General features: G+C 66.9%; 12 protein-coding genes and 1 pseudogene. 8 read left to right on the top strand and 5 right to left on the bottom strand.

Going from position 1 to position 12,495, the window contains the following annotated elements; translation table 11 throughout:
• The first annotated feature begins 3 nt into the window (after positions 1-3).
• From EGT50_RS00790 to EGT50_RS00780, 3 genes are read left to right on the top strand one after another with little or no spacing between them, the layout of a single operon-like run.
• Positions 4-801: a DNA-formamidopyrimidine glycosylase family protein gene (locus EGT50_RS00790; RefSeq protein WP_127950722.1), complete on the top strand. Its 798-nt coding sequence runs from the start codon at positions 4-6 to the stop codon at positions 799-801.
• Positions 802-849: 48 nt separating this feature from the next.
• Complete coding sequence (locus EGT50_RS00785; protein WP_127950721.1) at positions 850-1,803, top strand: oxygenase MpaB family protein; 954 nt, start codon at positions 850-852, stop codon at positions 1,801-1,803.
• 19 nt (positions 1,804-1,822) lie between these two features.
• Positions 1,823-2,362 carry a hypothetical protein gene (locus tag EGT50_RS00780; RefSeq protein WP_127950720.1) on the top strand — a complete coding sequence of 180 codons (540 nt, stop codon included), beginning with the start codon at positions 1,823-1,825 and terminating at the stop codon, positions 2,360-2,362.
• Positions 2,363-2,430: 68 nt separating this feature from the next.
• Here the strand turns inward: EGT50_RS00780 and EGT50_RS17170 are convergent.
• A pseudogene (locus EGT50_RS17170) lies at positions 2,431-2,628 on the bottom strand (glycerol-3-phosphate dehydrogenase); the annotation flags it as partial.
• 119 nt (positions 2,629-2,747) lie between these two features.
• Between EGT50_RS17170 and lpxD the strand changes: the two are divergent.
• Genes lpxD through EGT50_RS16930 form a run of 3 tightly spaced genes read left to right on the top strand, consistent with a single transcriptional unit; the run spans position 2,748 to position 4,867 of the window.
• Complete coding sequence (gene lpxD, locus EGT50_RS00775; RefSeq protein ID WP_164873320.1) at positions 2,748-3,779, top strand: UDP-3-O-(3-hydroxymyristoyl)glucosamine N-acyltransferase; 1,032 nt, start codon at positions 2,748-2,750, stop codon at positions 3,777-3,779.
• Positions 3,776-4,684 carry a UDP-3-O-acyl-N-acetylglucosamine deacetylase gene (gene lpxC / locus EGT50_RS00770; RefSeq protein ID WP_164873319.1) on the top strand — a complete coding sequence of 303 codons (909 nt, stop codon included), beginning with the start codon at positions 3,776-3,778 and terminating at the stop codon, positions 4,682-4,684. The genes lpxD and lpxC overlap by 4 nt, the downstream gene beginning before the upstream one ends.
• A 6-nt stretch (positions 4,685-4,690) precedes the next feature.
• Positions 4,691-4,867, top strand: coding sequence for a hypothetical protein (locus EGT50_RS16930; protein ID WP_164873318.1), 177 nt, complete (start codon positions 4,691-4,693; stop codon positions 4,865-4,867).
• Positions 4,868-4,912: 45 nt separating this feature from the next.
• On the opposite strand, the gene EGT50_RS00765 is transcribed toward EGT50_RS16930, so the two are convergent.
• A complete protein-coding gene (locus EGT50_RS00765; RefSeq protein WP_127950717.1) occupies positions 4,913-6,667 on the bottom strand; it encodes a glycerol-3-phosphate dehydrogenase/oxidase in 1,755 nt (584 codons plus the stop codon).
• Between the two features lie 81 nt (positions 6,668-6,748).
• Between EGT50_RS00765 and glpK the strand changes: the two genes are divergently transcribed.
• Positions 6,749-8,260, top strand: a complete 1,512-nt coding sequence (gene glpK, locus EGT50_RS00760; protein WP_164873317.1) for a glycerol kinase GlpK — start codon at positions 6,749-6,751, stop codon at positions 8,258-8,260.
• 53 nt (positions 8,261-8,313) lie between these two features.
• Here the strand turns inward: glpK and EGT50_RS00755 are convergent, their stop codons facing one another.
• The 3 genes from EGT50_RS00755 to EGT50_RS00745 form a co-directional block, all read right to left on the bottom strand.
• A complete protein-coding gene (locus EGT50_RS00755) occupies positions 8,314-8,904 on the bottom strand; it encodes an Rv1733c family protein (protein ID WP_127950715.1) in 591 nt (196 codons plus the stop codon).
• Between the two features lie 100 nt (positions 8,905-9,004).
• Entirely contained in the window at positions 9,005-10,234 is a 1,230-nt protein-coding gene (locus EGT50_RS00750; RefSeq protein ID WP_127950714.1) for an aminotransferase-like domain-containing protein, read from the bottom strand.
• A gap of 184 nt (positions 10,235-10,418) precedes the next feature.
• A complete protein-coding gene (locus tag EGT50_RS00745; RefSeq protein ID WP_127950713.1) occupies positions 10,419-11,825 on the bottom strand; it encodes an NAD(P)H-quinone dehydrogenase in 1,407 nt (468 codons plus the stop codon).
• Between the two features lie 188 nt (positions 11,826-12,013).
• On the opposite strand from EGT50_RS00745, the gene EGT50_RS00740 reads away from it, so the two are divergent.
• Positions 12,014-12,484 carry a gamma-glutamylcyclotransferase gene (locus tag EGT50_RS00740; protein WP_127950712.1) on the top strand — a complete coding sequence of 157 codons (471 nt, stop codon included), beginning with the start codon at positions 12,014-12,016 and terminating at the stop codon, positions 12,482-12,484.
• The last annotated feature ends 11 nt before the right edge of the window (positions 12,485-12,495 follow it).

Here is a 12,495-nt window from a genome sequence, read left to right as displayed (position 1 = left end):
GCCGTGCCGGAAGGAGACACCGTCTGGCGGGTCGCGCTTCGACTCGACGCGGCTCTGACCGGAAACACGCTCACCGAGTGCGACATCCGGGTGCCGCGCTTTGCGACCGTCGATCTGTCGGGTCAACGGGTCGATGAGGTGCTTGCCCGCGGCAAGCACCTGCTCATCCGCGTCGGCGAACACACGATCCACACCCACCTGAAGATGGACGGCGTGTGGCAGGTGTACCCGCGTGGAACTCGCTGGACGCGCCCGGCGCACCAGGCGCGGATCGTTCTCGGCACGCAGGACACTGTCGCGGTGGGATTTCTGCTCGGAATCACCGAGGTAATCGCACGCAGCGACGAGGACGACGTCGTCGGGCACCTCGGCCCGGATCTGCTCGGCCCGGATTGGGACGCTTCGACCGCAGCGGCAAACCTCGCCGCTGCCGGCTGCCGTCCGATCGGTGAGGCCCTGCTCGACCAGCGCATCATGGCCGGCATCGGGAACGCGTACCGCAACGAGATCTGCTTCCTGCGTGGCGTCGACCCCCGCACACCCACCGATCGGGTGCCGAACCTGCCGGCGGTCGTGGACCTGGCGCATCGGCTGCTGCAGGCCAACTGCCGTCGTGCAGCACGTATCACCACCGGGGATCGACGGCCCGGCCGGCGCGAGTGGGTGTACGGGCGCGGCGGCGAGCCCTGCCTGCGGTGCGGGACGACGATCGTCGCCACCGACAGCGGGGAACAATCTGGGGCACAGCGCGCCGTCTACTACTGCCCAACATGTCAGCCGCCGGCCCGACTGAACGACTGAGCGCCACTTGTGCCGCTACGTAGCCTGAGACCAGGTGCAGTCAGGTCCTTGACGGAAGGCGGGCAGCACGTGACATCTCCGAATTCGCCGGTCCCCCTCGGATCGGACTCGCTCACCTGGCGCTACTTCGGGGACTGGCGCGGGATGCTCCAGGGGCTGTGGGCGGGATCCATGCAGAACATGCATCCCGGTCTGGGCGCGGGCGTCGAACAGCACTCCCGGTTCTTCGAGGAGCGATGGGAGCGTCTGCTGCGCTCGCTGTACCCGATCGGCGGTGTCGTCTTCGACGGCGATCGAGCCCGGCAGACGGCCGAGGAGGTCCGTGACTACCACCGCAACATCAAGGGTGTCGACGCCAAGGGGCGCCGCTACCACGCCCTCGATCCGGACACCTTCTACTGGGCGCACGCGACGTTCTTCGTGGGCACGATCCTTACCGCCGACAACTTCATGGGCGGCATCACCGAGGCGCAGAAGCGTCAGCTGTTCTTCGAGCACATCCAGTGGTACCGCCTGTACGGAATGAGCATGCGCCCCGTGCCACGCACCTGGGAGGAGTTCCAGCAGTACTGGGATCACATGTGCCGCAACGTCCTCGAAGACAACAAGGCCACCCGCGACGTACTCGACCTGTCCGGCGTCGACCGGCCGCCGTTCCTGACGTGGCTGCCCGAACCCGCCTGGCGGGTGATCCGAATCCCCGTGTCGAAGGGATTCGTGTGGTTGACGGTCGGCCTGTACGACCAAGCTGTGAGAGACCTGCTGGGCTATCGCTGGACCCCGGTCGACGCCTGGCTGCACCGAAGAGTGGGGCAGGCCGTCAACGCAGGCTTCCACCTGGTCCCGGCGCGCCGACGGAAACATCCGCGGGCCCGCGGCGGTTTCGACAGGGTCAGCGGCCGCACCCCGGCCGACGCACCCCTGGTGCACACGCCGGCCCGCAACCTGCCACCGTTGCAGCACCGCGACGATCCGAGTCACTACTCCCCGCCGGTGTGCTGACCGTGCGACGCTCTGTCGCATGGAATCGGATCGTCGCTCGCTACTGAACCGTCCGCTGCTGAGCCGGTCGGTTCCCCTCGACCGGGACAACGCCGCGAGCCGGATCAGCGCCTACGTGTACGGCAACATCCTGATCCTCGCGGCGCTCATCCCGGAGACCGCCTCCGACAGCGACACCCGCATCATCGCCGTCGTTGCAGGGACCGCGCTCTCGACCTTCGTCGCGCACGCTTTCGCGGAAGGGGTGGGCAAATCGGTCCGCGCCGGACGCCAGTTGACGACCGTCGAACGCCTGGCCGAGTTACGCGACTCGGTGCCGGTCCTCAGTTCCGCGGTCGTCCCGGTCGTGGTGCTGGCGACCGCCCTCCTCGGATGGCTCGAGCCGTCTACCGCTCAGCTCATCGCCGAGGTCACGATCCTGGTCCGGATCGCGTCGATGGTCTTCGTGATCGCTCGACTGCGTGGGGAACGGCCCTCGGGCTACACACTGATCGGCGCGGCGGCCCTTGCGATCTCCGCGACTGCGATCGTCGTCCTCAAGCTCGTACTGACCCACTAGGGGCCGCTCCCGGAACCGGCTCGAGGCTCTCGGCCCGTGCCTCGGGCGCGGTAGTTGTCCGCCGCGCACACGATCTCAGCCTCGGCGAGCTCGGACGTCTCGTCGCCCTCCCCGCCAGCAGCGGTCACAGTCTGGCGTCGACGCCGTCGACGTCCTCGTACGTGAGCGGGGTGACGAGTACCATATTGATCCCGGCCCAGGATGTAGTCGATATCGGCCCTTGTCGCCGCAAGGCCAAGGTCCCAGTCGGTGTCGGTGGTGCCGAGATCCATTGCCATAGACCGAGATCCCGTGTCATGGACCGAGATCCCATGTCATGGACAAGGAATCGATCCTCCTAGGCGAGAATGCCGTGGGACCTGACCCAGCGGGTCCTGGAGAGACTATGAGGATCACACTCACCGAGATCGCCGAACTCGTCGGCGGAGAAGCCGAGGGAGACACCGGGGCCGCCTTCGACGGCGTCGCGGGCATCCAGACCGCCGGCCCGACCGATGTCAGCTACTTCCAAGGCAGGAAGCTCGCCGACCACCTCAGCGTCACGCACGCCGGTTGCCTCCTCGTCCCGGCCTCCGAGAAGGGCAAGATCTCCTTCCAAGGACCCAAGGTATGGGTCGCCAACCCGCTGTGGGGCTTCGTCCTCGTCGCCCGCATCTACCAACGCTCGGTGGCCCGGAAGATCCAGCGTGGCATCCACGCCCAGGCCATCGTAGATCCCGCCGCCCGGCTCGGGCACGAGGTCGCCGTCCTCCAGGGCGCCATCGTCGAGGCCGACGCCGAGGTCGGCAACTACTCGATCATCCACCCCGGCGCCTACGTCGGTCCGGGCGCCAAGATCGGACAGACGACCATCCTCCATCCCGGCGCACACGTCCTCGCCGACTGCGTCGTCGGCGACCGGTGCATCCTCCACGCGGGCTGCGTCCTCGGCTCGGACGGCTATGGTTACGTCCAGGTCGAAGAGCGTCACGAGAAGATCCCCCACCTCGGCAAGGTCGTCGTCGAATCCGACGTCGAGATCGGGGCCAATGTCACGATTGACCGCGCCAACCACAGCGAGACCCGCATCGGCGCCGGCACCAAGGTCGACAACCTGGTCCAGATCGCCCACAACGTCCAGGTCGGCAAGGCCGTCCTCATCGTCGCGCAGGTCGGCATCGCCGGTTCCTGCGAGATCGGCGACGGGGCCATCCTCCGTGGCCAGGCCGGCCTGCCCCAGCACACCAAGATCGGCAAGAGGGCCGTCGTCCTCGCCAAGTCCGGCCCGATGAAGCCCGTACCGGACGGCGCCGTCGTCTTCGGCACACCGGCCCGGCCCGTGAAGGAGGCCTGGCGCATCGAAGCGATGCTGAGCAGACTCCCCGGCCTAGTGCAGGACGTCAAGAAGCTCAAGAAGGCCTCGGGGTTGGAGAGGTGACCACGAACGCGACCCGGACCCAGGCGGCCGTCGGGACCGCGAAGAAGACCCGCCCACAGACCACTCTGAAGAAGGAGATCGCGCTCGAAGGCATCGGCATCCACACCGGCGAGGCCTCGTGCCTGACGCTGAAGCCGGCCGCCGCAGACTCCGGCTACGTCTGCATCCGCACCGACCTCGAGGGCAAGCCGCGGATCCCGGCCCGCCTCGACATGGTTACGGCCACCGTCCGCAGCACGAACGTCGGCCGCGAGGACGTAGAGGTCCACACCGTCGAACACGTCCTCAGTGCCCTGAACGGCCTCGACGTCGACAACGCCGAGATCCTCGTCGACGGCCCCGAGCCGCCGGTCGTCGACGGAGCCTCCCTCGGTTTCGCCGAGGCCATCCGGAAGGCCGGCGTCGTCGAGATCGAGGGGTCGGCGCTCGAGCGCCTGACCCTCGCGGCCCCGGTCGAGAGTGCGTCGGGCGACATCGCCTACCGCGCCGCGCCGATCGACGATCCCGAGGCCCTCGAGATCAAGGTCGTCTACAGCCACGAGCGCTCCTTCATCGGCACCCAGACGCTCGAGCTCTCGCTGACCAACGAGAACTACCTCTCCCAGATCGCCCCGGCCCGGACGTTCAGCTTCGAGTACGAGATCGAACACCTCCACGCTCACGGCCTGGCCAAGGGCGGCTCGTTCGAGAACGCAGTAGTCATCGCCGACGACGACAGCATCGCCAACCCCGAGGGTCTGCGCTTCGAGGACGAGTTCGTCCGGCACAAGGCCCTTGACCTGATCGGAGACCTCGCCCTCCTCGGGCGCTCGCTGCGCGGCCTGCGCATCGAGGCCGTCCGCGGAGGCCACCACATGAACGTCGCTTTCGCCCGGAGGCTCGAAGAAATCCAGGCGAAAAGATGATCAATTATGACCGAGACCCTTTGGACGGAAACCCCGAACGCGGACGGTGCCCCGGTGCGCGTCCGTGAGGACGCCATCCTCGGCTCCATCCCGCACCGCTACCCGTTCCTCCTCGTCGACCGCGTCGAGGTGGCCGATGAGGACAAGACGTTCGCGGGGAACGGCCCTCGGGCTACACCCTGAGCGCCGCTGCGGTCCTTGCGATCTCCGCGACGGCCATCGTCGTCCTCAAGGTCGTACCGACCCACTAGGCACCGCTCCCGGAACCGGCTCGAGGATCTCGGCCCGTGCCTCGGGCGCGGCCGCCCGCAGGGCGTCTGCGGACGCATCGTCGGGCTGGGCCTGAGACATGATCTCGGCCTCGACCCGGGCCCGGTAGTTGCCCACCTCGCGCACGATCTCAGCCTCGGTCCAGCCCAACACCCGGGCCATCAGACGCGCCACCTGCTCGGCGCAATCCACGCCGCGGTGCGAGTACTCGATCGAGATGCGGGTGCGCCTGGCGAGCATGTCCTCCAGATGCAGGGCACCCTCCGCTGCGGCCGCGTACACGGCCTCAACCTGCAGGTAGGCAGGCGCCTCGGTGATCGGCTCGAGCAGTTCCGGTGACCCGTCAGCGAGATCGAGGACCTCGTCGATCAGCGACCCGTAGCGGTCCAGCAGGTGCTTGATCCGGTAGGGGTGCAGGCCATGCAGCGCCCCCAAGTGCACCGTCTGGTTGATCAGTGCGAAGTATCCGTCGGCACCGGCCAGCGGGACCTTCTCGGTGATCGACGGCGCCACCCGTGCCGGGATGTCCTCGGCGGCGAGATCGACGGCGTCACGGCCCATCACCCGGTAGGTGGTGTACTTGCCGCCGGCGATCGCCACCAGTCCAGGCGCTACTCGGGCGACTGCATGCTCGCGCGAGAGCTTGGACGTCTCGTCGCTCTCCCCCGCCAGCAGCGGTCGCAGTCCGGCGTAGACGCCGTCGATGTCCTCGTACGTGAGCGGGGTGACGAGTACTGTGTTGACGCGGCCCAGGATGTAGTCGATATCGGCCCTTGTCGCCGCCGGATGGGCAAGGTCGAGGTTCCAGTCGGTGTCGGTGGTGCCGATGATCCAGTGATTGCCCCAAGGGACGACGAAGAGGACCGACGTCTCGGTGCGCAGAATGATCGCGGAGTCGCTCACAATGCGATCTCGTGGAACAACGACGTGAACGCCCTTGGACGCCCGCACCCGGAACCGGCCCCGCTGCTTGGACAACGCCTGGATCTCATCGGTCCACACGCCCGTCGCATTGATCACGACGTGGCCCCTGACCGCCGTCGTCGCTCCGGTCTCCGAATCGCGCACCCGTACGCCCGACACTCGGTCGGCTTCTCGCAGGAAACCCACTACCTGCGTCGAGGTCCGTACCACCGTCCCGTAGTGAGCGGCCGTGCGTGCGACCGTCATGGTGTGGCGGGCATCGTCGACGACAGTGTCGAAGAAACGGATTCCACCGATGAGCGCGTTCCGCTTGAGGCCGGGCGCCATACGCAACGCTCCCGCACGTGTCAGATGTTTCTGCGGCGGAACCGATTTCGCACCACCCATCCGGTCATACAGAAGGAAGCCAGCCGCCATGTAAGGGCGCTCCCACACCCTGTGGGTCAGCGGGAACAGGAAACTCAGCGGTTTGACCAGGTGGGGCGCGAGGGTCGACATCGACAACTCGCGCTCGCGCAACGCCTCCGCAACCAGACCGAACTCGAGTTGTTCGAGGTAGCGCAGGCCGCCGTGGAACATCTTCGAGGACCGTGACGACGTGCCCGACGCGAAATCGCGCGCCTCGACGAGGGCGACCTTCAAGCCACGGGTCGCGGCATCGAGGGCGGCACCCGCCCCGACGACACCGCCACCGACCACCACCACATCGAACTGTTCGGTTCCCAACTGCGCCCAGGCCCGCTCCCGTTGTTCGGGGCCAAGGAACTGCACACCAGGCTGCTTGTCCAACTCGGTCTCCCGTGGTTGTCTGCGGATCTGTTCTCAGGCTAGTAGCTTCGTGGCCAGACCGCGCGAGAGACGAGGATCACCGTGACCCAGTACATCGCCTCCATCGACCAAGGAACGACTTCGACCCGATGCATGATCTTCGATCACGGTGGTCGGGTTGTCGGTGCGGCCCAGAAGGAACACCAACAGATCTTCCCGAAACCGGGCTGGGTGGAACACGATCCGGAAGAGCTGTGGAGCAATACTCGGGAGATGATTGTATCGGTCCTCGCCGAGACCGGTCTCACGGCCCAGGACATCGCGGCGGCCGGCATCACCAACCAGCGTGAGACGACCGTCGTGTGGGACCGCAACACGGGCAAGCCCGTCTACAACGCGATCGTCTGGCAAGACACCCGCACCGACCGACTGTGCACCGAACTGGGTGGCGACCAGGGCAGCGGGCGGTTCCGTGAGGCGACTGGCCTGCCGTTGTCGACGTACTTCTCCGGCCCCAAGGCCCGCTGGATCCTCGACAACGTCGACGGCGCCCGTGAACGTGCGGAGGCCGGCGAACTGTGCTTCGGCACGATCGACTCGTGGATCTTGTGGAACCTCACCGGCGGTCTGCACGTCACCGACGTCACCAACGCGTCCCGAACCTTGTTGATGAACATCGAGACCCTCGACTGGGATCACGAGATCTGCGAGGCGATGGGCATTCCGACATCGATGCTGCCGGAAATCCGCAGTTCGTCCGAGATCTACGGTGACCTCGTCCTGCCCGGAATCTCGCCGAACATCCCCGTCGCCGGCATTCTCGGCGACCAGCAAGCCGCGACGTTCGGGCAAGCGTGCCTGTCTGAGGGCGAAGCCAAGAACACCTACGGAACGGGCAATTTCCTGCTGCTCAACACCGGAACGACGCCCGTCCGCAGCGAGAACGGCCTGCTCACGACCGTCTGCTACAAGCTCGGAGAAAATCCCGCCGTGTACGCGCTCGAGGGATCGGTCGCAGTCACCGGCGCACTCGTCCAGTGGCTACGCGACAACCTGGGAATCATCCAGTCCGCCAAGGATATCGAGCCGCTCGCGAAGACCGTGGACGACAACGGCGGCGCGTACTTCGTGCCGGCCTTCTCGGGACTGTTCGCACCCCGTTGGCGACCCGACGCCCGCGGCGTCATCGCCGGGCTCACCCGATTCGTGAACAAGGGGCACCTCGCGCGTGCGGCCCTCGAGGCCACCGCGTACCAGACCCGAGAGGTCATCGAGGCAATGCGCGCCGACTCCGGCGTCGAACTGAGCTCGCTCAAGGTGGACGGCGGCATGGTTGTCAACGAGACTCTCATGCAGTTCCAGTCCGACATCCTCGACGTCCCGGTGACGCGCCCGGTCGTGAACGAGACCACCGCCCTCGGGGCAGCCTATGCGGCCGGTCTGGCGGTCGGATTCTGGAAGAGCGAGGACGACATCCGCAAGAACTGGGCCGAGGACAAGACCTGGGAGCCTCGGATGGACGAACCGCAACGAGCACGCCTCTACGCCGGGTGGAACCGTGCGGTAGAACGCACGTACGGCTGGACCGACGAGCACGAAGATCCGTCCGCATAGTCTCGCCCCAACTCGCCTCGCCGCTTATCGGGGTGGCACCGCTGGGTCGAAGATCAGTTCAGCGACCACCCTCGTGTCTGGCCGACGGTGTCCCATTCCCGCTGCCAGCAGCGCAGCCGGTACCTGTTCGCCAGCGAGTGGACTGCGAGCAGCACGAGCACGCATCCTGCCGAACCGAAGGCCCAGAACATGAGCGCGGCACCCACCGCGCCGAAGGCGTTCTCCGCGCCGGTGCTCGGCGCTTCCGTGTAGTTGCCTTCGGGGTCGATCCAAATGTCGACGGTTCGACCCACTTGGATCTCGCCGTCGACGTGGATCAAGCCTGTGCGGGGTGTGCCGTCCACCGACCACTCCGCACGAGCGCGGTCGTACATGCCTGTGCCGCGAGCTTGCGGCGACGGAGCGTCTCCGAGCAGAACGGCGGGAACCTGGCGGTTTGTCTGGCTGACCTGTCGCGAGGCGTCGGAGAGACCGCTATAGGTGCTCGTGCCCACCGCCCCGGCGAGCGGTACCAACATCGCGAGTACCAGGGCGACGAACAGTATCGAGAGAGATTCGAGTCGATCGCTGGGGCGCATCAGGGGATTACCGCTCCATGGCGCGAGGCGCCACAAGCGCGCCACCGAAATGTTCATATCGGCCATCGCCATCTCCCGATACCGGTCGATGACACCAGTGTCGGTGCGCCCCGGAGGGGAGGCATAGGGCCATAAGTCGATAACTCGACCCGGTCCCGGACGCCGCTCAGTGCCCGGTTACAGACCAGGGAGTCCGTATATGGGCGTCGTAGGCTTGGCGCAGCCGATTGACACCTTCGACCAGCACCTCACCGCCGTACGTCGCAAAGCACAACCTCGCCGCGTGCGAGTGGGCGTCCGCAACGCCGAAGGCGCCGCCCGGCACGTACGCGACGTCGTGTTCGATGGCCCTCGCAAGCAGACTGGTGGCGTCGCAACCGTCGGCGAACTCGATCCAACAGAACATGCCGCCAAAGACCGGAGTGTGTGAAATACGTTCCCCGAAAACGGATTCGAGCGCGCCGACCAGAGCATGAGACCGCGCTGAGTAGGCACCTCGAATGGCCGCCAGATGGGAATCGAGCCACGTGCGGTCGTCGAGCAACTCGGTCGCTATCCTCTGCGTCAGCGACGACCCGCACAGGTCGGCGCCCTGCTTGAGGAGTTCGACCGCCTCGCAGACCCGGCGATCGCCGTGCAGCCAGCCGATCCTGAGTGCCGGCGCCACGGTCTTGGACCCGCTCGACAGCCGCAGCACCCGGTCCGAGTGGGTGGCGACGGGCGCGGGTGGCGGCGCGTCGAACCACAACTCGCCGTACGGATCGTCCTCGATGATCCAGAACCCGTACCGATCCGCGAGGGACGCCAGGTGTTCCCGTCGCTGCGCGGACAGCACCACGCCGCGAGGGTTGTGGAAGTTGCTGACCGTGTGAACGACTTTGGGTCGCAATCCTTCACGTAGGGCCTGTTCGAGGACAGCGGTGTCCATGCCGTTCGCGTCAAGAGCAACGGGCACCACTGCGGCCTGCGCCGCCCGGAACACCTGCAACGCCCCGGTGTAGCCCGGCTCCTCGACGACGACGGTGTCTCCCGGGTCGAGCAGTACCTGCGCGAGCAGGCTGAGTGCCTGCTGCGAGCCGTGGGTCACGACCACCTCGGCCGGTGCGACACGGCGTCCGACCGCCTCGCTCTCGCGAGAGGCGACGGTTTCCCTCAGTGGCGCCCACCCCGACGTCTCGCCGTACTGGACCGAGTGCGGGTCGCCGAGTGCCCGCCGCGCGGCCTGCGCGATGCGTCCCCGCGGCACGAGTTCCACCGCGGGGAGCCCGCCCGCCAGGCTGATGACCTCTGGACGAGCGGTGAATGTGAGCAGGTCACGGATGGCCGAACTGCGCACACCGGCCATCCGCGACGACAGCCGCAGGGACGGGCCGAGCGACGACGAATCGACTGACATGGCGACTCCGTAGTACGAGGTACCGCCGTCGCGCACAGCGACGAAAGACGAACGGGGAGCACCCACTTCGTCCCGGATCCACGGGGCGGAGAGCGCGGAGATGAGGCCGAGGGTCTCGACCTACCGGATCATCCCACAGTCAACTCACAATGTGAACTGGAATTCTCACATTCTGCGACGCGAGCTAGCCGAGGTCGTCGTGCCGCATGAGCTGACGCGAGGCCTCGGTGATCGACCCGGACAACGACGGGTACACCGAGAAGGTCTGGGCCAGGTCTCCCACAGTGAGGTTGTTCTGCACCGCGATCGCGATCGGGAGGATCAACTCGGACGCGGTCGCCGCGACCACGACACCGCCGATGACCACCCCGGTGGCGGGACGGCAGAAGATCTTCACGAAGCCGCGACGCAGACCCGACATCTTGGCGCGCGGGTTCGTGTTGAGCGGCAGCATGACCGTGCGAGCGGCCACCTCGCCGTTGTCGATTGCAGCCTGGCTCACGCCGACGTTGGCGATTTCCGGGCGGGTGAAGACCGCCGACGCGACCGTCTTGAGTTTGATCGGGCTCACGCCCTCGCCGAGCGCGTGGTACATCGCGATACGGCCCTGCATCGCCGCCACCGAGGCCAGCGGCAGCAGGCCGGTGCAGTCGCCGGCGGCGTAGACGCCGGACACAGAGGTGCGGGAGACGCGGTCGACGCGCAGGTAGCCGCGCCCGTCGAGCTCGATGCCGACCTTCTCGAGGCCCAGGCCACTGGTGTTCGGGGTGGAGCCGACCGCCATGAGCGCGTGGCTGCCGTGCACCGTGCGACCGTCCGAGAGCTTGACGACGACGCCGCCGTCCTCGGTGCGCTCGACTTTGTCTGCGCGCGCATGCTTGACCAGTGTCACGCCGCGTTCGGCGAGCACGTCCTCGAGGACGAGCGCCGCGTCCGCATCCTCGTGCGGCATGACACGGTCACGGCTGGACACCAACGTCACCTTCACACCCATCTCGGTGTAGGCCGAAACGAACTCGGCGCCCGTGACACCCGAACCCACGACCACGAGGTGGGTCGGCAGTTCCTCGAGGTCGTATAGGTGTTGCCATGTCAGGATGCGCTCGCCGTCCGGCACGGCACCTGGTAGCACGCGTGGGCTGCCGCCGGTCGCGATGAGGACGACGTCGGCTTCGAGCGTCTTCTCCTCACCGGTGGTGAGCGATGCCCGGACCAGGTGGGCAGCCATACCGATCTGCGGGTCGATCAGCTCGGCCCTACCGGACAGCAGTTGCACGCCGACACTCTGCAGGCGAGCACGGATGTCGGAAGACTGAACCTGTGCAAGGTTCTTGACGCGGGAGTTGATCTTCGGGAGCGAGATAGTGGCGCTCGACGGGTCGACGGAAATACCCAGATCGGTGGCCCGACGCATGTCGGTACGGATTCCGGTGGAGGCGATGAAGGTCTTCGACGGCACGCAGTCGAACAACACACACGCGCCGCCGATGCCGTCGGAGTCGATCAGTGACACGTTGGCCCCGTGCTGGGCAGCCACCAGGGCCGCTTCGTATCCGGCAGGTCCGCCACCGATGATCACGATCCGGGTCATTCGTCCTCCAAGCTCGCGGTCCCGACCGGGATCTCCGGTGGGCCCGCGGACCACGCTATTCCAGTGACCGGGAACACGCAGGCAAGGGCCCCCTGGGGACTGCCTTCTCCGCGCCGAACCCGCACGATCGCGCGTCGGACTTCTCTCCCACTACCCGTGGGTGCTGAACACAGATTAGGCTTGCCGCCGTGCCGATCTATGCCGCGTACGGGTCCAACATGCACCCGGAACAGATGCTCGAACGCTGCCCACACTCCCCTACGGCGGGCACGGGTTGGCTCCACGGCTGGCGGCTGACGTTCAGTGGTGACGACATCGGTTGGGAGGGTGCGCTCGCCACCGTCGTCGAGGATCCTGACGATCCGGACGCCAAGGTGTTCGTGGTGCTGTACGACGTCCCGGACGAGGACGAGAGCCGACTGGACCGGTGGGAGGGGTCCGAACTGGGCCTGCACCGCAAGATCCGGCTCCGGATCGACACCGCCGATGGCCCCGTGCTGGCCTGGCTGTACGTGTTGGATGCGTACGAGGGCGGCCTGCCCTCTGCGCGCTACCTCGGTGTCATCGCCGACGCCGCCGAGACCGCTGGAGCCCCCGAGGACTACGTCCGCAATCTTCGCACCCGCAACAGCCGCAACGTGGGCCCCGGCACGACCTAGCTTGGTTCCCA

Source organism: Rhodococcus xishaensis (genome assembly GCF_004011825.1).
In the GTDB taxonomy this organism is placed as follows: Bacteria; Actinomycetota; Actinomycetes; order Mycobacteriales; family Mycobacteriaceae; genus Prescottella; species Prescottella xishaensis.
Note: the sequence above shows the minus strand (reverse complement) of the source record. Positions and strands in the feature narration are given on the sequence as shown.

What these genes read in the sequence shown, in the direction of transcription:
- EGT50_RS00780 (WP_127950720.1), top strand. Translation starts at nt 1,823, where the DNA reads ATGGAATCGGATCGTCGCTCGCTACTGAACCGTCCGCTGCTGAGCCGG.
- EGT50_RS00750 (WP_127950714.1), bottom strand. Translation starts at nt 10,234, where the DNA reads ATGTCAGTCGATTCGTCGTCGCTCGGCCCGTCCCTGCGGCTGTCGTCG.
- lpxD (WP_164873320.1), top strand. Translation starts at nt 2,748, where the DNA reads ATGAGGATCACACTCACCGAGATCGCCGAACTCGTCGGCGGAGAAGCC.
- EGT50_RS00745 (WP_127950713.1), bottom strand. Translation starts at nt 11,825, where the DNA reads ATGACCCGGATCGTGATCATCGGTGGCGGACCTGCCGGATACGAAGCG.
- EGT50_RS00755 (WP_127950715.1), bottom strand. Translation starts at nt 8,904, where the DNA reads ATGGCCGATATGAACATTTCGGTGGCGCGCTTGTGGCGCCTCGCGCCA.
- EGT50_RS16930 (WP_164873318.1), top strand. Translation starts at nt 4,691, where the DNA reads ATGACCGAGACCCTTTGGACGGAAACCCCGAACGCGGACGGTGCCCCG.